Origin of the sequence: Sphingopyxis indica, assembly GCF_032879645.1 — a bacterium.
Lineage (GTDB): Bacteria > Pseudomonadota > Alphaproteobacteria > Sphingomonadales > Sphingomonadaceae > Sphingopyxis > Sphingopyxis indica.
This window is the reverse complement of record NZ_CP076394.1, coordinates 2,528,499-2,549,663: the sequence shown is the minus strand read 5'-3', so window position 1 is coordinate 2,549,663 and position 21,165 is coordinate 2,528,499. Positions and strand designations below refer to the sequence as shown.

Genomic DNA, 21,165 nt, shown 5'->3' with positions numbered 1-21,165 from the left:
GTATCGCGCCGATCACTCTATCGGCATTGAAAAGCCGGTCGCCGGCAGCTCGGCGGCATTATAGAGGTTCACGATCGGGCTCGCCTGCCACAGATAGCGGACCTCGCGGGCGCCGGGATCCGCCGGCAACAGGATGGTTTCGCCGTTGAGTTCGCCGTTCACAAATCGGCAGTTGCCCGCCGCGTCGCACAGCTCGAATCCGATCGCGGACCCGCCGCCGACCAGCTTGAGCGGGCCATGGGTGAAACGAACGGCGATGCCCTTTGCCGTGCGCGTCACCGAAACCGGCGCCGGTCCGCGGTCTTCGACGTCCTCGCCAAGGGCGATGTGCCGGGCCGCCAGGGCAAGCCGCTTGCCGACGTCCTGCTTGTTGGTCGGATGTATGTCGGCGACCTGGCCGATGTCGACGGCGCTCGCCATGCCGACCTGCGGATCGGCATCCGCGACCCGGCGTTGGACATCGCGCAATTGTGCCCAGGAGTCGTTCGACGGGGCAGAGGCAAGCGGTCCGAAATTGGCAAGCTGGACCATCAGAAAGGGCGAGGCGCCGAATCGCTTGCGCCAGTCGGCGATCAGCAACGGCATAAGTTCGGCATATCCCTTGGCATCATGCGCATTGGCCTCGCCCTGATACCAGGCGAAGCCCTTCAGGGGATAGCCGTGCAGCGGCGCGATCATGCCGTTGAAAAGCGTGGTCCGGCCGCTGCCGCCGGTCCACGGAAAGCTGGGCGGCGCCTCGCCGTTCCGCAGTGTCCGTCCCTTGGCGAAGCGCCAGCCGGAAAGCGGCAGGGACGTGCCGTCGTCGAGGGTGAGCGTGCGCGCCGCCTCGCCCCACAGACCGCCACCGCCGCCTGTGTCGACGACCGTAATTTCGATGCTGTTCTCACCGGCCTTCAGCACGCCCTCCGGCACGTCATAGACGCGGTTCTTTTGCCAGCCCTGCTCAGAGCCCACGGTCTTGCCGTTGACGCGCGTGACATCCATGTCGTCCACGGTTCCAATGGCGATACGCGCGGATTGCCGGGCTTGCGCGGCGGTCAGCTTCACGCGGGCGCGATAATGGCCGACGCCGTCGAAGGTCGCGAGCGCCGGGTCGCCCCATTGCTCCCACGGTTGCAGGTTCGGGACGGTGCGCCACGCCGCCTCGGCGGGCGCGGTGGCGTCGGCGCCCAGCCATTGGCGGAAGAGCCTGGTCCAGGTGGCATAGGCGCCGGCTGGATCGCGGATATACTCGTCCAGCAGCGTAAAATCCTTGCCGTAGCGCGGCAGCGTCTGCAGCGCGTCGCGGCTGATCCATTCCTCGATCGGCGATCCGCCCCAGCTTGCCGCGATCAGCCCGATGGGGATTTTCTGCTGTGCCTGAAGTTCGCGGCCCATGATGTAGCAGGCAGCGGAGAAGTCCGCCGCGCTTTCCGGCGCCGAACGCTGCCACGCGGCCGGCGATGAGAAACGCTGCCGGGGCGTCGTGCTCGACTGGCGGGGAACATTGAGCAGTCGCAGATTCGGATGGGTGGAGTAGGGAACCTCGAAGGCGGCATTGGTGGCATAGCGCAGCGTGAACTCCATGTTCGACTGGCCCGAGCAGAGCCAGACGTCGCCGACCATGATATCCTCGAGCTGCTGCTCCTTGCCGCTGCTGCTGACCTTCATGACATAGGGGCCACCGGCTTCGCGGCCGGACAGGGTCACCTGCCATCGGCCCTTGCTGTCGGCTTTGGCGGTGTGCGATTCGCCGTCGAAAACGACGCTGACCATGCTTCCCGGTTCCGCAGTGCCGCCGACCGGGATTTCCCGGCCGCGCTGCAGGACGGCGTGGGAGGTATAGGCCGGGTCCAGAACAAGCGGTGCCGCATCGGCGGCGGCCGGCATCGCCGCCAGAAAAAGTGCCGGAATGATTTTCATGTCGCGCCTTTCACCCGGAGAGCGTCTGCAGGCGATCGCGCGGCCCGCCGTTCCCGTACGGCTCGCTTGCGTCCCCCATCCTCTTCCCTCTTCACAATCGTATCTGGTAGCGCTACCAACAAGGCTCGTCCGCGCGCAAGCGGAAATGCAAAGGGGGGGATTGAATGTTGAAAATTGGTCGCCGTGGTATGATCGCGGGCGCTCTGGCGATGGGCGGCGCAGCATCGGCGAACGCCTCGATGTTCACGCCGGACTGGTCCTCGCTCGTCGCCGGTTGGGAAACGCCCGAGTGGTTTCGCGATGCGAAGTTCGGCATCTGGGCGCATTGGGGCCCGCAATGCCAGCCCGAAGCGGGCGACTGGTATGGCCGGCTCATGTACGTGCCCGGAAGCGATGCCTACAAGCACCACCTCGCCAACTATGGGCATCCGGCCGATACCGGCTTCATGGAGATCATCGGCAAATGGAAGGCCGAGGCGTGGGACCCGGCCGCGCTGCTGCACCGCTACAAGCAGGTCGGCGCGAAATATTTCATGGCCATGGCAGGCCACCACGACAATTTCGATCTGTACGACAGCGCATATCATCCCTGGAATTCGACCCGGGTGGGACCCAGGCGCGACATTGTGGCCGGTTGGGAAAAGGCGGCCAGGGCCGAGGGGCTGCCTTTCGGTGTCAGCAACCATGTCAGCCATGCCTGGCACTGGTATCAGACAGCCTATGGCTATGATCCCGAGGGGGCCAGGGCGGGTGAGCGCTATGACGCCTTCAAGCTGCGCCGCGAGCAGGGGCACGGCAAATGGTGGGACGGGCTCGATCCGCAAGAACTTTATACCGGCCCCAGCTTTGTCGCTCCCGATGGAATTGCCGGCAATGATTCGATGGACGCATGGCATCAGGTGCATGATGGGCGCTGGCTGGAACATGCCGCATCGAGGAATCCGGCGTTTGTCCGGAAATGGCTCCTCCGCCAGAATGATCTGGTCGACAAATATCGACCGGACATCGTCTATTTTGATGACACGCAAATCCCGTTCGGGACGGTCGGGTTGGAAGCCATCGCGCACTATTACAACCGCGCGGTCGAATGGCACGGCAGCCCCGATGTCGTCCTGACGTCGAAGCTGCTGACCGACTATATGCAGTGCGGGCTGATGAACGATGTCGAGCGCGGTTTTTCGCCGGTGATGCGCGATCAGCCCTGGCAAACCTGCACCTGTATCGGCGATTGGCACTACAACCGGGCCCGCTACGACCACAAATATTATGTCCCGGCGCAAAAAGTCATTCAGCGCCTTTGCGACATCGTGTCGAAGAACGGAAATCTTCTCCTGTCGGTCCCGCTTCGGGGCGACGGCACGCTCGATAGCGAGGAGGAAAGGATTCTTGACGGCATCGCGGCCTGGCTGCGCGTCAACGGCGACGCCGCGATTTTCGGCAGCCGTCCCTGGCGGATGTTCGGCGAAGGGCCGACCGATCTGCCCGGCGGCAAGATGGAGGAAGACAAGGCGAGCGACTTTACCGAACAGGACGTGCGCTTCACCGTCAAGGACGGCGCGCTTTACACGGTTCTGATGCTCTGGCCCAAGAGCACGCTGCGCATCGCGTCATTGGGACGCCGTGCCCTGGGCGGCGCGTCGATCGCCAAGGCTGAAGTGGTGGGCGGCGGCAAGCTCGCCTGGAAACAGGAGGACGACGCGCTGGTGCTGACGCTGCCGCCCGCAAAGCCGGGCCAGATGGTTCCGGTCGTCCGGTTGCACGGGGCGGGGCTGGTCGGCGGGACCTGATCTCGGACCCGCGTCCCCTCACGCGTCGCGAAGGCGGAGCAGCGCCGAGCCGTGCGGGGGGAGGGGACGCACCAATCGGCGGGTAAGCGTTTCCTGGTCGGTACCCGTCCAAAGGTCGCGAACCCGGACCGCGCCCTTCACGCCCAGGTCCGGCAAGGCGATACTCACCTCGCGCGGGCTGTCGCCGATGTTGAACAACGCGACATAGCGGTCGTCTCCCGATGCCGTCCGCGCCGACCAGATGCGCGCATCCTGCCCCGCCTGATGGGGCCGGTTTTCGCGCGAGGACTGGTTGACCGCAATCACCTCCTTGTTGGTCAAAAGGGTCAGCGTCTTGCTGTCCAGATGGCGAAGGTCGCCGCCCATGATCAGGGGAGACCGCGCGATCGACCAGAGCGTCATCAGCGTCTGCTGCTCGTCGGGGGTGAACCGGGAGTCCCGTTCCCCCAGCGCGAGCCGGCCCAGGGGAAGCATGTCCGCATCCGGCCACGCTCCGGGGCGCCGATGGGGATTCCACGCCTCCAGTCGCGCGAACTGATCGCGGAGCAACGCCCAGGAATCCCAGAAATCGTCGCTGATCCGCCACATTTGCGCGTAGCGGCCGACATGCCCGGCCTGCGCCAAAGGCGTCTCACCCGGGGAGAGGCTGAGGATGATCGGCCGGCCCGTCGCCTGGATCGCATGATGCGCCGCTTCGATTTCCAGCCGTTGAACCGCGTCGTACGGGCGGCTCATGTCGTCCATCTTGACGAAGTCGATGCCCCAGGACGCATAGAGGGCGAAGACGCTGTCATAATAGGCCTGCGCGCCGGGCTTTCGCATATCGACGCCGTACATGTCCGGGTTCCAGGCGCAAATGCTTCCCGTATCGGCAATGTCGCGCGCGCGGTAAGGCGTGCCCAATACCGGCAGGTTCCGTTCCACCGCCAGCCGGGGAATGCCGCGCATCAGATGGATGCCGAATTTCATCCCCATGGCGTGAATCTTCGCAGCCAGCGGCGCGAAGCCCCGTCCCCCCGCTGCCGAGGGAAAGCGGTTCGGCGCGGGAAGCAAACGGCCAAAGCCGTCCATTTCGGGCACGGGATTGCTATTATAGGTATAGCTTTTGGCGTCCGGCTCGTACCACTGAATGTCGACGGTGAAGATGTCGTAGCCGAAGGGCAGCAGCTTTTCCTGCATGATGCGCGCGACGTCGAGTGCCTGGGCCTCGGTGATCGTCGTCGCAAAGCTGTTCCAGCTGTTCCAGCCCATCGGCGGAGTTGGTGCAAGCAGCGGGCCGTTGCCGGCCGGCGCGACAGCGCCAAGGTGGCGTGGCCACAGCGCGGCCAATGCCGCTGCACCGCCGATGCTCATCATTTCGCGCCTGCTGCTTGCCAAAACTCTTACTCCATTCTTACCCGAACCAGAGCGACCCGCCGCCAGCGGGTCAGGCCGCGGCGGGGGACGGGCGCGGTCGCCTGCCTCCCGCCAATCGGCTCCGTCAGGGTTTGCGCACGGCGACGGCGGTCCCGTCATAGACGATCGAGGTCTCACCATTTTCCGCGAAGTCGATCGCGCGCGCGCTGTCCTTGTCATAGAAGCGAACGGAGATGGCTCGCTTGAAGGGCATCCCGCCGTAGCCGCCTTCGCGCTTGCCGATGGTCAGCTCGCCCCTGGCATCATTCCACTGGACGGGAATGCGGACGAATTCGCCGCGCTTATAGCCTTCGCTTGTCCCATCGTCCTCATAGAGCGAAAAACTGCCGTCGGCGCCGGTGAATATATGCAGCACGATGGGGCCGTCGGGCTCCGCGCGGGTGTGCTCGATCTCCGGCCCCGTCGGCACGATGGAACCCGAGCGCACGAACAGCGGCATGCGTTCATAGGGCGCTTCGGCGACAATCTCCTGGCCGCCCTTGTAATATGCGCCGTTGTTGAAATCATACCAGCCTGCGCCGGCCGGCAGATACACTTTGCGGCTACGCGCCTTGAACTCGGTGACCGGAGCCACGAGGAAGGCGCTGCCGAACATATATTGGTCGTTGACATTGCGGACGCGGGGATCGGCCGGGAAATCCATAACCAGGCCGCGCATGATCGTGCCGTCCTTCTGCCACGTATCGCCCGCCAGCGTATAGATATAGGGCATCAGGCGGTACCGCAGCTTCAGATACCATTCCATCGAGGCGTACATGGGCGAGCCTTCGGGCGCGATCTCATAGATTTCGCGCTTCGGGGTCTCGCCATGGCTGCGGAACAGCGGCGAGAAGGCGCCGAACTGGAACCAGCGCAGGTTGAGCTCGCGCCATTCGTCGATATGCGCGGGGTCCTGTTTCGTGTAGCGATCCTCGAGCGCGAAACCGCCGATATCGTGCGTCCAGTTGGGAATGCCCGACATGGAAAGATTTACGCCCGCCGAGATTTGATCCTTGAGGTCGTCCCAGCGCGACACGACGTCGCCGGACCAGAGCGCCGTTCCCGCGCGCTGCGTGCCGCCAAAGCCCGACCGCGAAAGGATGAAGGGGCGGACATTCGGCTTCGTCGCCAGCTGGCGCTGATACACGCCTTCGCTATGCACCAGCGGGTAGCTGTTGAAGAAGGCCGCGCCGGGACCGCGCGCCGTCGGACCCATGCGATAGGCGCGTTCCTCGACCGAAAGGTTCGAGTGGAAATCGGGCTCGTCCGCGTCGAGCCACCAGGCATCAATGCCGAGGTCGCCCAGATTCTCGCGGATTTGCCGCCAATAGATGTCCTGCGCCTTCGGATTATAGGGGTCGTAAAAGGCGTTCGCATAGCCAGGCCCCACCCAGTCGCGGTACATTTTGGAAATATATTGCGGGTCCGTCGGTTCGCCGGGGCGCGGCTCGACCATGCGACGATAGATGCCGCCGACCTTGTCGAGCTCCTTGTAATTGTCGGTGGCCGGATAGAATTTGGGCCAGACCGAAATCATGATCCGCGCATTAAGGGCGTGGACCTCGTCCACCATGCCCTTGGGGTCGGGGAAGCGCTTGGCATCGAAACAATGGCAGCCCCAGCTGTCATCCTCCCAATAACGCCAGTCCAGCACGATATTGTCGAGCGGCAGGTTGCGACGGCGATATTCGCGCACGACGCCGAGCAGCTCTTCCTGCGTGTCGTAGCGCTGGCGGCTTTGCCAGAATCCATAGGCCCATTGCGGCAGCATCGCCGACTTGCCGGTGAGTTTGCGATAGCCGGCGATCGCACCGTCCATGTCCTTGCCCACCGTCACATAATAATCGACCGCCTGACCCAGATCGGAGGTGAAGGAGAGCGAATGGCGATCCGCATCGGGGAGGGGGGCGTTGTGGACGAGCGCGATATAGCCCGCATTGGGTTCCCACTCGATGCGGATATCGGTGGCCTTGCCGGCCTTCATCGGCACGTCGAAATTGTGATACCAGGGATTCCAGTTCTGACGCCAGCGCTCCAGCACCTCTTTCCCGTTGACGAATACCTTGACATAGCTCGACGAATAGAGGCGGAAACGGTGCAATCCGCTTTTGCCCGGCGTCACCTTGCCGGTCCAGATCACGCGCTGCGTCTGGACCGCGTTGCCGGCCGTGTTCTGCCCCGCGGTCGAGGCGACCGTCTGCGCCTTTGCCGCTTCGGGCCAGCGCATATTGTCGCGAATATACTGGTAGTTGATGACCTGTTCGTTCTGCGTGACGGCCAGCTTGTCGCCCAGATAATATTGCGCGGTCCAGCCGGGCTTGCCGTCGCTTCCGGTGACAGTCAGGCCATCGCCGTCGCTGCCCGCAAGAGCATAGGGTTTGGGGTTGCCGAAGCGGGTGATCGAGTTGTTGTCCCACAGCAGCCCGTAGTTGCGCGTCGAAACGACGAACGGCACCGCAATGTCCATATTGTGCTGAGCGAGTTCGACGTCCTCGCCATTGTAGTTCATCTGGCCGTTCTGATGTTGGCCGAGACCGTAAAGGCCTTCATCGGTGCCGCGGTTGAACTGCTGGCTGACGGTGTACTGACGCTGCCCCTCGACAGTCACGGGCGTGAACGACGCCGGACCGCCTTCGGTGAGCAGAATTTTGCCTCCGGAGTCGCGGAAAGTGACCTGGCCATCGGACAGCTGCACCTCGGCGGAGACGCTCCCGGTTGCCAGCGTCACTGATCCGGGGCCCTCGCTCAGAGTAAAACCGTCCGTCTGCGGCACGGCAGTCACCATCAGGCTGGAGGGCAGGTCGATCGTCTCGGTTGGAGCCGCGGTGACCCGGATCAGCCCGTCGCCGTAGACCTGCAGCCGCACCGTGCGTTCGGAACCCTGGTCGGGGTTGACGATGACGCCCGTGCCGGTAGCGCGATAAGTTCCTTCGGCCAGTGCGGAGGTCGCGCTGCACGCGAGCAACCCGGCGAGGACGAGGCGGATTGAAGAATGACGGATTGACACGTCGGGTGCTCCCCTGATCAGCGGTAGGTTCCGAGCCGCACGCGCAGCAGCGTCGGCTCGGCGAGGTTGAGGCCATAGTCGGTCTGGTCGCCGTTCCAGCGACGCTTCATCATCCAGCGGCCGTTTTCGAAAGTGCCTTCTTCGACGCTGAGGTAATGGACATTCTCTCCCGGCTTGGGCGCGGCGAGTTCGAAGCCGATTCGCGCGTCCGAACCGGCCAGCAGGAACTCGTCGGGGCCGAGTTGGATCAGCGCCGCGCCGCCGATCGGCTGATCCTTCTTGGGATTGGGCGGGATCTCCATCCAGGTCCAACTCGGCTCGCCGAAAGCCCACAGGCCATAGCGTGCGGTGATCTTCCAGCGCCCGCTCACCGCCGACTGGTCGGATGCGTCATCGCCCCTGGCGAAGCCGACCGTCGGATGTTCGAAGGCGAGCCGCGCCCAATCGCGCGCGATCGGGCGCATCAGCGCGAATTTCGAGGCAAAGGCGCCGAGCGTCCCGGCATCGAGCCGTTTCGCGCCGAGCGGGAAGTTGGCATAGGTGGTGTCCATCCCGAACGGCGACCATCCGATCGCGCCCTTGCCGAGCGCAAGCCAGAAATAGCGGGCGAATTCGAGGTCGTTGCCGGTCTCGGGGACGAACAGCGGATTATCGGGCCGGGCCATCTTGTCGAGCTTGCCGGCATAGATCTTGTAGCCACGATCATAGAGATCGGGCGCGGCGATCGCGATGTGCGGCGCAGCTGCCTTCCACACGTCAAGGACAGGCCAGTCGGCGCCGCCGCTGGCGCCATCGCCTTCGCCTGCCCTGGGATCGAACGGGTCGCTGGTGACGACATTGACGTACATCGGCAGGTTGAGTTCGGCCTGCCCCGCGGCGGCGATCTCGTCGATGTAGCGCGCGGTATACCAGGCGTTGAATGAACTATCCGCCTTGCGGCCGAACACTTCGCTCCAGGTGCCGCGCCTGCCGACTTTGCGGGCAAGCTCTGCCGGGATCGGGCCGGCGAACAGCCTGTTGGCCTCGGGCGAGAAATCGCGCGGCGAGCCGTAGCTCCCGACTTCGTTCTCCGGCTGGACCATGATCACCGTGTGCTGCGGGTCGATCTCGCGAAGATGACGCATGAGGGCGACGAAGGCACGCTTGTCGGCCTCCAGCGTGGCGCGTCCGTGCGGGCTCGGCACATAATGCGTCTTGCCGTCCTTTGTCATCATCCGCGGGAAGCGCCTGGTGTCGCGCTTGACCCATTCGGGCATGTAGCTCGGGCCGGTGTTTTTCCAGGTGCCGAACCACAGCAGGACCAGGCGGACGCCGTTCTCGCGCGCCTCGGGGACCAGTGCATCGACCCACGAGAAATCGAACTGGCCCTCCACCGGCTCTATCTGTTCCCACGCGACCGGAATTTCGAGGGTATTGGCGTGCAGGGCGCGGATCGTCGGCCAGACCTCGGGCAGCATCGCGGGATAGTTGCTGGAATTGTTCGCCTGACCGCCAAGGATCAGGAAGGGCTCGCCATCGACGATCAGGGCGTGCCGCCCGTCGCGGCTTTCGAGGCGTGGGAGCGAAGTGTCCTTGGCGGTGGCCACGCCGCTGAGGCACAGCGCGGCGATGGGCAGTAGCCAGCGAGTCAGTCGGTGCATGGAAAATCTCCAGTGCTGCAATGATGGTCCGGGCGGACGGACGCAGCTAAGGGGTGGGCGGACAGATGCCGCCGGGCGCTTGCGTCGCGAGGCCGATGTCTGCGAAGGAAACCGTCAAGGAGTCGGTCGCGGACAGCGTCCATAGCGGATAGAGTCCCGTCATGTCCGCGCCCTTGTCGGCAAAGCATTTCAGCGGAATGCGCACCGTCCGCCAGCCTGCGCTGCGCTGGAAGAGGTCCGTGGCGTCGACCGTGCCGCCGCCCATCGACAGATTCACGCGGCCGGTTGCCGGCGTGTCGACACGATAGGTCATTTGCAGCATCATTTCCGCGTTGGTTTCGAAACGCAGGTCGACCTTGTCGCCCTCGATGCTCGCCTTGGCGGCTTGACCCGCTGTCCAGCCGAGCTGGATCGCGCCTTCCTGACGGCTCGGTGAATCGACCGGGCGCCGGGTGACGCCCGCACCGAGCGTCAACGAAAAGGGGGCTTGAATCCGGCCGTCGGTGAAATAGCGGCTCTTGTTGGTAGCCGTGGCGTCGATTCCCGCCACTTCGCTCAACCGGCCGACGACGCCTGGCGCGGCGTAGCCAAGACCATAGCCGAGCGCGAAGAGCGGGTCATAGCCGGTCTGTCCCTTGTTGAGGGTGAACTGGGCGGCGGTCTTTGGCCAGCTGAACGACAGGCGGCCCGTGAAATCCTTTCCGGGCCGGCCCTGCGCGTCGCCGATCAGGACGTCGGCAATGCCGCCGCCTTCACTTCCGGGAAGCCAGGCCGCGACGAAGGCGTCCGACTGGTTGAGCTCGGGATTGACCCACACCGGACGTCCCGACAGGAATACCGACACGACCGGGATTCCTGCCGATTTCAGCTTCTTGAGCAGCGCGAGCGATTTCTTGTCGCCTGCCTCGAACTCCAGCGTGCGAAGATCGCCGAGGCCCTCGGCATAGGGCTGCTCGCCGAATACGACGATGGCGAGGTCGGGCTTTTCGGTGAAGCTCCCGTCGACGCTCAGGGTTGCGCTGCCGCCTCCGGCCTTCATCGCCTCCGCGATGCCTGCGTAGATGGACTGGGCATTCGGAAAATCGGCGTTTGTGTTGCCGTCGCCCTGCCAGGACAGGGTCCAACCGCCCGACTGCTGCGAAATATTGTCGGCCGCGTTGCCGGCAACCAGAATATGCGCCGAACTCTTCACGGGCAAAGCGCCGTTGTTTTTCAGCAGGACGAGCGACTTGCGCACGGCTTCGCGTGCCAAGGCCCGGTGCGCCGGCGAACCGATTACGTCAATGCGGCTCTCAAACGGACGGGCGGGATCGAACAGCCCGGCCTTGAATTTCACGCGCAGAATGCGGCGCACGGCGTCGTCCACCCGCGCCATCGGGATCACGCCCTCGCGGACCTGCTTTACCGTGTTTTCGAACAGGCCTTTCCAGCTGTCGGGTGCCATTGCCATGTCGAGACCGGCGTTGAACGCGACCGGACAGTCGGTGGTGGTGCAGCCCGGCACCTGTCCATGACCGTTCCAGTCGCCGACGATGAATCCGTCAAACCCCATGCGTCCCTTGAGCACGTCGGTCAGCAGGCTCTTGTTGCCGTGCATCTTGACGCCTTGCCAGCTGTTGAAGCTGGCCATGATCGTGCGCGTCCCGGCGTTGATCGCGGGTGGGTAGCCCGCGGAATGAATGGCGATCAACTCGCTTTCGGGAATCTCGGTATTGCCCTGGTCGATGCCGTTTGTCGTGCCGCCGTCGCCCAGAAAATGCTTCGCGCTCGCCGAGACATGACCTTGCTGCAGCGTGCCTTTTCCGGGGGCTCCCTGAAGACCCTCGATCATCTTCGCGGCATAAGCGCGAACGAGCTCTGGGTCCTCGGAATAGCCTTCGTAGGTCCGGCCCCAGCGGTCGTTGCGGGGCACCGCCAACGTCGGCGCAAAGGCCCAGTCGATCCCGGCCGCGGCGGTTTCCCGTGCGGTAGCTTCGCCGATCCGCCGGATCAGGTCGGGGTCATGAGCCGCACCAAGCGCGCTGTTATGAGGGAAGAGGGTCGCGCCGACGACATTGTTGTTGCCATGCACCGCGTCGATCCCGAACATGATCGGGATCGGGACATGGCCGGGCCGCCGTTCCATCGCGACGGCATTGAAAGCGCGCGCGGTTTCGATCCAGGGTCCGGCCGGCGACCGGTCGGGCGCCCCCATCGGCGGCGAACTGCCCCCCGCAAGGATCGAGCCCAGCGGATATTTGCGCAGGTCCTCCGGTGTGACCGACGCCGTGTCGGCCTGGATCATCTGCCCGACCTTTTCCTCGATCGACATTCGCCGCAACAGGGCGGTGACCCGCGCTTCGGTTTTCGAATCGATCAGGCCCTGGCTTTTCGCCGTGGGCCAAAGCGCGGGATTGGCCACTCCCGGCGGTGTCTGTTCTGCGCCCGCAGAGGCCGCGAACGCGAGAGTCGCGGCGGACAGAGAGGCGCCGAGAAAGGCCGTTTGCGCACGATTCAACCACATTTCACTCGCTCTCCCCCAGTCGTTTCGTCTTCAGTTTCCAATACTCATACATATCAAATGGGAGCGCTATCAAGTCCAAATCGAACCAGGCCTCCATCAGGGTTGCTCCCGGCGCTCCTTCCCGGCTTCGAGCGCGAACGCTGCCGACATCAGGCGATCTTTCGCTGCACGCGGGCCGCGCACGGCATGTCATTTCGTCACCGCCATGATCCGGTCGACCGCCGCGGCGTCTTTCACTGCCCCGGTGGTCCGGTCCAGAAAATCGCCGGTATCCCAATATATCGGTATCAACCCGTGCTCGAACGCCGATTCGGTCACATATTGAATCCAGTAAAGCCGATAGGGGTCCATGCCGGGAAAATCGGCTTTGTTATAAGCGCCATATTCGCCGAGGATCACCGGCACGCCCTTGTCGAAGAAATTCGCTTTCATCTTCTGGAACTGGGTGTCGGTATAGGCTTCGTTCGCCCAGCTTTCGCCAAAGGCCGGGTCCTCGATCATCGATCCCCATTGCCAGATGCCGCTGTCGCTGTTGATCGTGAAATTGTAGGGATCGTAATAGTGGACCTCCATCATCAACTTGTTTGACACCGTATCGGTCGGCATCGTGGCGTTGCACGTCAGGCTGGCGTCGATATTCGTCGCCCATGCCTGGACGACCAGATAGCGATTGGTATTGTTGCCCCCCGTCGCTCGCACGGCGTTGACGAAGCTTTGGTTGAAGCTGTGCTGTATCGGGCAGTTTTCGGGCGGCGGCTGCCTCCAGTCGAGCGCGATCTCGTTGGTTCCGGCAAACAGCAGATGATCGTCATAGCCCTTGAACGCTTCGGCAATCTGCGTCCACAGGCTGGTCAATTTCGCATTGACCGCGTCCTTTTCCTCGGGGACCGGATTCATCCAGCCGCCGTCCCAATGGATATTGACGATGACGTACAGGTCGGCGTTGCGGGCATAGTCAACGACCTGCTTCACGCGGTTCATCCAGAAGTCGGGGATCCTTCCATTGCCATCGAGATACTGGCTCCACGAGACCGGAATGCGCACGCTTCTGAAGCCTGCGGCCTTGTAGCCGTTCATGATCGCCTGATTGACGTCCGGCTGTCCCCACGCCCCTTCTTCGGAGCTGGTCGCGGGCCTTGGCATCCAGTCGGCGATCGCCTCGAGCGTGTTGCCGAGATTGATGCCGGGCGACATGTGCTGGGAGAAGGCGACGGCTGGCGATGTTGCTGTCGGGGCGGGGGCCGGGGTTGGTGCGGGGATGGCGGGCATTGACGGAGCCGGTGTCGGCGTCGGGGCCGGCGCGGGTGTCGGGGCCGGTAAAACGACCGACGGAGCTGCCGGCGATGAGCCGCCCCCGCCGCCGCAAGCCGACATGAGGCCAAGGATCGGTAGCGCCAGGCCCCGGATGACAAGCCTTCCGGCTTGTCGGGCGCTATCTGCGTCGGCCATGTCCTATTCCCCCCTTCCCGAAGTCCGCATTGTCGGACAGTAGCGGTGCCGCCCGGCCGGCCGCCTGCCCGAGTGGACATTTCAATTGTCTGATGATAGCGATACCAAAGGCTCGGCGAAGGTCAACGGGAATGCGGCGATCGGCCGCCGGTCGCTTTGCCGTCGCTCGATTCCGGGCGAAGAAGGACCGGAGAGCGATTTTTGGGGGAGATAATTTATGGCCATGCCCTGCGGCGGCGCCAATTCCATGCAGCGGAAGGTCAAAGCCGCGCTGTCGCTCTTTCTGCTCATTGTCGGGCTATGGGCTGCGGGCCCGGCTCTGGCCACAGACCGCGGCAGGACACCGATCGACGGCGTGTGGACTTTCAAGCGCGCGGACCCACCCGGTGCCGGAGCGTCCGATTATGACGATGCAGAATGGCCCCGGGTCACGCTGCCCCACAGCTTCAATGGCAGCGACGGCGACGACGGCGGAGGCTATTATCGGGGCCCCGCCTGGTATCGAACGCATGTAACGCTGCCGGCAAAGGCGCCCGATCGCCGGTATTTTCTGGAATTCGATGGGGCCGCGCTGGCGACCGATCTGTGGGTCAACGGGCGCAAGATCGGCCGCCACGAAGGAGGCTATGCCCGTTTCCGCTTCGATGTAACGGACGCCTTGCAAGCCGGCCCCAACAGCGTCGCCGTCCGCGTCGACAACAGCCGCCTTCCTGACATTGCACCGCTGGGCGGGGATTTCACGGTTTTCGGGGGGCTGTACCGCCGCGTCTGGCTGGTGTCGGTGGATGCGCTGCATTTCGACATGGAGGATGACGGCGGCCCCGGTGTCTATGTTTCCACGCCCAAGGCGACCGCCGACGCAGCTTCGATTCGCGCCCGTCTGCGCTTTTCGAACGACACGAAAGCCGATACCGGCGTGCGCTATCGGATCGACCTTTACGACGCGGCGGGGCAGGCCGTCGCCGCGGCCGAGGGGCTGGGCAGCGTGGCTTCCGGCGGAACGAGCGAAGCGACCGCCGAATTGGCCCTGTCGAACCCGCACCTGTGGAACGGCATTGCCGATCCCTATCTCTACAAGGTCGTCGCGACGCTCTTCGACACCAAGGGAAGGGTGCGTGACCGCGTCGAACTGCCGCTGGGCATTCGTTCGATCGAAGTGACCGCCGACAAGGGGCTGCTGCTGAACGGCCGGTCCTATCGCCTGCGCGGCGTAAACTATTTCCACGCTCAACGGCCCGGCCGGGGGACCGCGGTGACCGATGAGGAAATATCCGAAGACATGCGGATCATCGCCGACATGGGCGCGACCGCGGTGCGGTTCGTTCACTATCAGCATCCGCAGCGTGCCTATGACGAAGCAGATCGTCTGGGCTTGCTGGTGTGGACGGAAATTCCCCTCAACGGCGCGATCGACCCGGGCGAGGCGTTCGAGCGCAATGTCGCCCGGCAGATGCGCGAATTGATCGCCCAGAATATGAATCATCCCTCGGTGGCGGTCTGGGGGCTGGGCAATGAGGTCTATGAGACAAGCGACGAGGTGCTGCGCGTGCTCCGCACCGCTCAGGCGACGGCCCGCGCCGCCGATCCGAGCCGTCCCACCACCTATGCCCATTGCTGCCAGAACGACGATCACCCCAAGGCGCTCGTCGCCGATCTCAGCGCTTTCAACCGCTATTTCGGCTGGTATCCCGACCAGAAGGGCACGCTTGGCGAATGGGCGCGGACCTTTCACGAGCGCTTCCCAGAGCGCGCCTTCGCGGTTGGCGAATATGGCGCGGGCGCCGGCATCCGCGCGCAGGAGAGCAACCCCGCCCCGCCGGTGACGACGAGCGCCTGGCATCCCGAACAATATCAGGTGCTCTATCACGAACAGAATTGGCGGGGGATCAGGGACCTTCCCTATCTATGGGGCTCGTTCGTCTGGGTCGCCTTCGACCTTGCCTCCGATGGGCGGAGCGAAGGGGACCGCAACGGCATCAACGACAAGGGCCTCGTGACCTATGACCGGGCCGTTCGGAAGGACGCCTATTATTGGTATCAGGCCAACTGGTCCGACCGGCCGATGCTGCACCTGACCGAGCGCCGCCATGATTATCGCACGCAGGCCCGGGTAACGGTCCGCGTTTACAGCAATCAGCCGGCGGTTCGCCTGACGGTGAACGGCCGCGCGCTTCCCGAAATGCCCGTGGTCGACCATGTGGCGACCTGGACCGGGGTGCAGCTGACGCCGGGACGCAACCGGATCGCGGTGTCTTCGGGCGACCTGCGGGACGAGGCGGTCTGGACCTATGATCCCAACGCCCCGCTCGTTCGCAGGCCGGCCGGGCGTGCCGGACCTCGGACCGAGCAATGAACCAGACGAAATGAAGGCCGCCGCTCTCCAAGGGCGCGGCGGCCTTCCTTGTCGGGTTCGAAAATTGCTTTAGTTGATCGGCGTCAGATGGATCGCGCCGCCGCCGCCGGCGCTCATCTGGATGGACAGGCTGTCGCGGCTTGTCACCTGCCGCACGGTGCGGTTCACCTCGTTGCCGGAGGCTCCGTCCTGCCAGATCGTCGCTTCGAAGCGTCCCGATCCGAGCAGGGAGAGCGGAATCCGGACCTTGCGGGCGGTTCCGTTGGTCATCGCCCCGATATACCAATCCTTCCCCTTGCGGCGGGCGAGGACGATGTGGCTTTCCGGCGTGCCGTCGATGAAGCGGGTTTCGTCCCACGCGGTCGGCACCTGTTTGATGAAGTCGAAGCCGCTGGCGTCCGCATAGGCTTCCGGCGCGTCCGACACCATCTGAAGCGGACTGTCATAGACCACATACATCGCCAGTGCCTGACCCCGCGTGTGCTGCGATGTCGGCAGCGACCCGTCGCCCGGTCCCGCCGCTTTGGCGCCGTTGCGAAAACCGCCGGGCGTATAGTCCATCGGGCCCAGCAACATGCGGGTATAGGCAAGTTTCACATTGTGGGCGGGCGTGACGGCGCCCCAGTGGAACTTGTCATGCTCCGCGCCCATCACACCTTCCTGCGTAATGTAGTTGGGATAGGTGCGCTGAAGGCCGGAAGGCGGGAAGGCGCCGTGCATGTCGAGCAGCATGTGCCGCTTTGCCGTCGCTTCGGCGACGCGCACATAGAAGTCGATCATTTCCTGATCGTCGCGGTCCATGAAATCGACCTTGATGCCCTTGATGCCCCAGCTCTGGTAAAGATCGAGCGCCTCGTCGAGGCGAGCGTCGAGCGGCAGCCAATGCAGCCAGAGGATCAGGCCCACGCCCTTGTCGCTGGCATATTGCACGAGGGCGGGGATATCGATCCCGGCCTCCGGTCGCGTGATGTCGTTCCGGGGATCGGGCCACAGGTCGCAGCATTGGCCGGTCTTGTAGGCCCAGCCCGCGTCGATCAGGAAATAGGGAAAGCCCGATTGAGAGGCGAAATCAATGAAGTGGCGGTAGCGCTCCATGGTCGGAGGCGGGGTTTCCAGCGGGTCGGACCACCAGTCCCACGCCGCCTTGCCGGGCTTGACCCACGAGAAGTCGCCGGCGGCCTGCCGCGAAAGATTGCCGACGAGCGGCGAGGCGATCAGATCGCCCGCGCGATCGCCCGCCATGATGACGCGCCATGCGCTCTGCAGGCCGTCGGGCGATTCGACTGCCACATAGGGGCGGCCCTTGCGCGGAAATATATGGACGTCGACGCCGCCGGCGACAGGCCGCAGTGCGGCCCCGGCATAGCCGTCGATTCCGGCCTGAGTCAGCGCGAAGTGCGTCTTGCCCGACGGCGACGCGCAGACCATCGGAAGGTCGTAAAGTTTCGAGGCGTCCAGCGCCGAGATCGCTTTCAGTTGCCACGCGTTTTCATGCGGAGCCGTAAATTCCGAGACTTCGCATTGCGGATCGCCGGCCAGGCGGAATCCGGTTTTCTCGCTGGCGACTTCCACCGGCTTGCCGCCGGGCAGGACATAGCGGAACGCAACGCCCTCGTCATAGGCGCGCGCCTCGATCGACATGGTCCGGCCGCTCGCCCCGTCTTCGCGAAAGCGGATGACGGCGCCATTATAGTGATCCTTGGCCTGGCTGGCCTTGGTGGCGGTGAGGGGGATCGTGCGGTCGACCGTCTGCGTCCTTACATCGACAAGCTGCAATTTCGAAAAATCGGACTCGTTCGCGATATCCAGACCCAGCGGTGCATCCTTGACAATGGTTTCGCCCTTGCGGGTCACCGAATAGGACTGGCCGTCGGGGGCCACACTGATGACGATGCTGTTGTCGGGCGACACAACGGTCACCGGTGCGGTGGCCGCCAGCAAGAGAGAGAGCATTTCAAATTCCTTTCCGGTTATGCGGCGGGTATTTTTCGCCGTGTCGCCAACACGCAGTTGACGGGGGGCGTGGTGGCGGTCTTGAAAATATTGGTTGCGGGGAAGATCACCGTATCGAGAAACTCGGTCGCAGGGGCGCAGCGACGGGCTTTTCTGCCGTCGGAAATGCCGGTCCGAACGCAGCTTTCGGCATCGGTGAAAGGCGCGCCGGGACGGCTGCGCCGCGGATCGACGGGGAGGCGAGCACGACAAGTCGCTCGACGAATGCCGCCGGCCGCCAAGGGGCGACCAACAAATCTGCTGTTGCAGCGGCGTCGTTCACCTGCTCTTCCCTCCCCCCTTATGATACCGCTACCATTTCGCGGGAGAGGGGCTTTTGTCAAGGGGATTCCCGTGCCGCGCGATACGTGCCGCCTGAGGCGGAGCGCGCCAGCGGTGAAGACTGCAACAACGCGGTGCGATTCCCTCGATCAGGTCCGGCGCAAGGGCCCTCCGGATGGGCGGCCCGACCCTTTGACCTGGAAGCGGCTCGCCATTTGTCGCACAAAGTTGATCGCTTGAATGTTATCAGCCTTTTCGTTTGGACCGCGCGTGCATTGCCTCTGGGGGGAAGGGCGCTAAACTATGCGTATGGATGATCCGACCCCAGCACAAAATTTTCATTCGGCCACAGCCGGAAAGCGCCTGCGTATCCACGGTTCGGTAGCGCGCGACCTTGGTATCGCTATCGTATCGGGTCGATATGCGCCGGGCGACTCGCTGCGCGGCGAAATCGAGGCGAGCGAGCGATTGAACATCTCGCGCACGGCCTATCGTGAGGCGCTGCGGATATTATCTGCAAAAGGATTGGTCGAATCGCGTCCCAAAACAGGAACCAAGGTCAGTGCCCGCGTGAAATGGCACATGCTCGATCCTGACGTGCTGCAATGGATTTTCGAGTTCCAACCCAATGATTGCCTGCTGGAAAGCCTGTTCGAACTGCGCCGGGTCGTCGAACCGGAGGCGGCGGCGCTGGCCGCGACGCGGCGAACCGACGATCAGGTTGTCCGAATGGGCAGGGCGCTGGACGCGATGCAGGAGCATACGCTGGCGACCGAAGCAGGACGCCAGGCCGACCAGGATTTTCATGCCGTCCTGCTCGAGGCGTCCGGAAACCCCTTCCTGATCACCCTGACGAGCAGTGTGGGCGCGGCGGTCCACTGGACGACGATGTACAAGCTCCGCGAAGCGCCCGTTCTGCGCGATCCGACGCCCGACCATCGCCGGGTATTCGATGCGGTGGAGGCGGAGGATGTCGAAGCGGCTCGTGCCGCCATGACCGACCTTGTCAACATGGCTTTCCTCGACACGCGGGGCGCCATGCTTGGGACGCCGACGCCTTAGGTCGTAAACTCGTAAATGGCGCCATCGAGGTTTGAGGCAAAATGGCCCAGTGCGAGAAGAGAAGGCACAGAAATATGTCGATATTTCAAGACTTCTCGGCGAAGCAATGGGCCATTTTGGTCAAATCCCTTCGGGACGCCCAAATGGCTTCCATCTCGGGGCGAAAGCCGCTTGGAAAGGCAACCAGCCTTCCCGGCGCGTCTTTCCCCCCGACCTGTTCGCCATTTGGGCGCCTCGACGGCGCCATTTATGAGTTTACGACCTAGGGTCAGGATCAGGAGAGCGCGGTAACCAGCCTCCGTGCAATTCGGCCAATCTCCTCGGCCGGCCGGCCCGGACGGTAGAGGCTGCCCCCCGCGGCCACCCCTGCGGCGCCGGCGCCGAGCCACGCGCTGGCGTTGGTCTCGTCGACGCCGCCAACGGCCCAGATCCCGACAGATTTCGGCAACACTTCGCACATCGCCTTCAAATGGCCGGTGCCGAGAGCCGCGGCGGGAAACAGCTTGAGCTGCTTTGCCCCTGCCGAAAGAGCCGCGAAGGCTTCGGTCGGCGTCATGCAGCCAGGCATGACCTCCAGACCGCTTTTCACTGCGCGTGCGATCACCGGGGGATCGACATTGGGCGCGACGATCAGGCGCGCGCCCGTCTCGGCAACGGCGTTCACCGCGTCGACCGTCAGCACCGTGCCCGCGCCGATAAGGGCCGTCTCGCCAAAGCCGGCCTGCATGGCGGCGATGCTCTTCAGCGGCTCGGGCGAGTTCAGCGGCACCTCGATCATGCGGATACCGGCGTCGATCAACGACGCGGCCACCGGTACTGCTTCGTCCGGCTGGATTCCTCGTAATATTGCGACAATGGGCGGTGTGCCCGCCGCCAGCAGTTCGTCAATCATCGGCATCGACTATCCTCAATCCAGCAAGGGTGCAGGCTTCCGCATCATTCGGCTCGGCACCGGTTCCGAAACGGGTCAGCGCCACCGCATAGCGCTCGGCAAGACCGGGCGCGCCAATGATCCGAACGGGTGACGGGGAAGGGACCGCGCCGGCCATTTCGGCGCATTCGCTGCCGATCAGAAGGCCGGAGAGAAACGCCGATGCCCATTCGGCCGACCGACCCGCATCGACCTGCGCAGAACGGGCGAGAAACAGGCTTCCGAGCAATCCCCCGTCTCGCGCCGCTTCGACACCGGCGGCGAAGGCCGCTGCGTCACCGGCGGCTTCACCGGCAAGGGCCGGCAGAAGGCTCGACCCCCTTAGCCGGGCGAACAGTTCGCCGGTCAGGAAGGTGCGAAAGCTCACGATGCGCCCGCTTTCGACGACGGCCCACTTGCTGTGCGTGCCCGGAAGCACCAGCATATGCCGCCCCTCCGCCAGCGCAGGGTCCAGCGTCATTGCACCGAACAGCTGCGTTTCTTCTCCGCGCATCAGGTCGCGAAGGCCGCCGTCGCGGTCGCAGGCGCATCCGGCGGCGATACGGATGGCAAGGCCGTCAAGCGCGAAGGCGGCCGTCCGCTGTGTCCATTGCGCGGCGTCGAGAGGGCAGGGGGCATAGCCGGCCTCGTGCAGGCCGCCGCGCGCGCCCGCCATGCCGCACAGGGTGACGCGGCTGGCGCCGGCGGTGCGCCATGGAGCGATGGCGTCCAGCAGAATATCGGCCGCCGGTTGTTGGAGGCCGATCACGCCGGGACCTTCGCGTCTGTCCGTGATCTGGCCGTCCTCCAGGCGCCAGAGCCTGAGGCGCGTGCTGCCCCAATCCCCCAATAGGCGAAGGCCGGTCATCGCCTGAAACCCGGC

At 64.2% G+C, this 21,165-nt stretch carries 12 protein-coding genes; 3 read left to right on the top strand and 9 right to left on the bottom strand.

Annotated elements, in window-relative coordinates; genetic code table 11:
- Positions 1–12: 12 nt before the first annotated feature.
- Positions 13–1,902, bottom strand: coding sequence for a sialate O-acetylesterase (locus tag KNJ79_RS12175; RefSeq protein WP_317151247.1), 1,890 nt, complete (start codon positions 1,900–1,902; stop codon positions 13–15).
- A 188-nt stretch (positions 1,903–2,090) separates the two neighbouring features.
- On the opposite strand from KNJ79_RS12175, the gene KNJ79_RS12170 reads away from it, so the two are divergent.
- Positions 2,091–3,689 (top strand): alpha-L-fucosidase, encoded by a 1,599-nt coding sequence (locus tag KNJ79_RS12170; RefSeq protein WP_317151246.1) that lies wholly within the window; start codon positions 2,091–2,093, stop codon positions 3,687–3,689.
- 18 nt (positions 3,690–3,707) lie between these two features.
- Here KNJ79_RS12170 and KNJ79_RS12165 read toward each other — a convergent pair whose 3' ends face one another.
- The 5 genes from KNJ79_RS12165 to KNJ79_RS12145 form a co-directional block, all read right to left on the bottom strand.
- A complete protein-coding gene (locus tag KNJ79_RS12165) occupies positions 3,708–5,045 on the bottom strand; it encodes a glycoside hydrolase family 27 protein (RefSeq protein ID WP_317151245.1) in 1,338 nt (445 codons plus the stop codon).
- Between the two features lie 124 nt (positions 5,046–5,169).
- Positions 5,170–8,091, bottom strand: a complete 2,922-nt coding sequence (locus tag KNJ79_RS12160) for a TIM-barrel domain-containing protein (protein WP_317151244.1) — start codon at positions 8,089–8,091, stop codon at positions 5,170–5,172.
- A gap of 17 nt (positions 8,092–8,108) precedes the next feature.
- Positions 8,109–9,731, bottom strand: coding sequence for a DUF5597 domain-containing protein (locus KNJ79_RS12155; protein ID WP_317151243.1), 1,623 nt, complete (start codon positions 9,729–9,731; stop codon positions 8,109–8,111).
- A gap of 46 nt (positions 9,732–9,777) precedes the next feature.
- On the bottom strand, positions 9,778–12,234 hold the full coding sequence (locus tag KNJ79_RS12150) for a glycoside hydrolase family 3 protein (protein WP_394357122.1): 2,457 nt from the start codon (positions 12,232–12,234) through the stop codon (positions 9,778–9,780).
- 189 nt (positions 12,235–12,423) lie between these two features.
- Complete coding sequence (locus KNJ79_RS12145) at positions 12,424–13,428, bottom strand: glycoside hydrolase family 5 protein (RefSeq protein ID WP_317151241.1); 1,005 nt, start codon at positions 13,426–13,428, stop codon at positions 12,424–12,426.
- Between the two features lie 472 nt (positions 13,429–13,900).
- Here KNJ79_RS12145 and KNJ79_RS12140 point away from each other — a divergent pair, with 472 nt between their 5' ends.
- Positions 13,901–16,036, top strand: coding sequence for a glycoside hydrolase family 2 protein (locus KNJ79_RS12140; RefSeq protein ID WP_317151240.1), 2,136 nt, complete (start codon positions 13,901–13,903; stop codon positions 16,034–16,036).
- 69 nt (positions 16,037–16,105) lie between these two features.
- On the opposite strand, the gene KNJ79_RS12135 is transcribed toward KNJ79_RS12140, so the two are convergent.
- Positions 16,106–17,989: a glycoside hydrolase family 97 protein gene (locus tag KNJ79_RS12135; protein ID WP_317151239.1), complete on the bottom strand. Its 1,884-nt coding sequence runs from the start codon at positions 17,987–17,989 to the stop codon at positions 16,106–16,108.
- A gap of 630 nt (positions 17,990–18,619) precedes the next feature.
- Between KNJ79_RS12135 and KNJ79_RS12130 the strand changes: the two genes are divergently transcribed.
- Positions 18,620–19,372, top strand: coding sequence for a FadR/GntR family transcriptional regulator (locus tag KNJ79_RS12130; protein ID WP_317151238.1), 753 nt, complete (start codon positions 18,620–18,622; stop codon positions 19,370–19,372).
- 274 nt (positions 19,373–19,646) lie between these two features.
- On the opposite strand, the gene KNJ79_RS12125 is transcribed toward KNJ79_RS12130, so the two are convergent.
- Together KNJ79_RS12125 and KNJ79_RS12120 are read right to left on the bottom strand one after the other, a co-directional pair.
- On the bottom strand, positions 19,647–20,270 hold the full coding sequence (locus KNJ79_RS12125) for a 2-dehydro-3-deoxy-6-phosphogalactonate aldolase (protein ID WP_317151237.1): 624 nt from the start codon (positions 20,268–20,270) through the stop codon (positions 19,647–19,649).
- A complete protein-coding gene (locus KNJ79_RS12120) occupies positions 20,257–21,150 on the bottom strand; it encodes a 2-dehydro-3-deoxygalactonokinase (RefSeq protein ID WP_317151236.1) in 894 nt (297 codons plus the stop codon). The genes KNJ79_RS12125 and KNJ79_RS12120 overlap by 14 nt, the downstream gene beginning before the upstream one ends.
- Between the last annotated feature and the right edge of the window lie 15 nt (positions 21,151–21,165).

Coding starts and splice junctions, on each gene's coding strand:
- KNJ79_RS12175 (WP_317151247.1), bottom strand. CDS start 1,902: ATGAAAATCATTCCGGCACTTTTTCTGGCGGCGATGCCGGCCGCCGCC.
- KNJ79_RS12170 (WP_317151246.1), top strand. CDS start 2,091: ATGATCGCGGGCGCTCTGGCGATGGGCGGCGCAGCATCGGCGAACGCC.
- KNJ79_RS12165 (WP_317151245.1), bottom strand. CDS start 5,045: ATGATGAGCATCGGCGGTGCAGCGGCATTGGCCGCGCTGTGGCCACGC.
- KNJ79_RS12155 (WP_317151243.1), bottom strand. CDS start 9,731: ATGCACCGACTGACTCGCTGGCTACTGCCCATCGCCGCGCTGTGCCTC.
- KNJ79_RS12150 (WP_394357122.1), bottom strand. CDS start 12,234: ATGTGGTTGAATCGTGCGCAAACGGCCTTTCTCGGCGCCTCTCTGTCC.
- KNJ79_RS12145 (WP_317151241.1), bottom strand. CDS start 13,428: ATGTCGCCCGGCATCAATCTCGGCAACACGCTCGAGGCGATCGCCGAC.
- KNJ79_RS12140 (WP_317151240.1), top strand. CDS start 13,901: ATGGCCATGCCCTGCGGCGGCGCCAATTCCATGCAGCGGAAGGTCAAA.
- KNJ79_RS12135 (WP_317151239.1), bottom strand. CDS start 17,989: ATGCTCTCTCTCTTGCTGGCGGCCACCGCACCGGTGACCGTTGTGTCG.
- KNJ79_RS12130 (WP_317151238.1), top strand. CDS start 18,620: ATGGATGATCCGACCCCAGCACAAAATTTTCATTCGGCCACAGCCGGA.
- KNJ79_RS12125 (WP_317151237.1), bottom strand. CDS start 20,270: ATGCCGATGATTGACGAACTGCTGGCGGCGGGCACACCGCCCATTGTC.
- KNJ79_RS12120 (WP_317151236.1), bottom strand. CDS start 21,150: ATGACCGGCCTTCGCCTATTGGGGGATTGGGGCAGCACGCGCCTCAGG.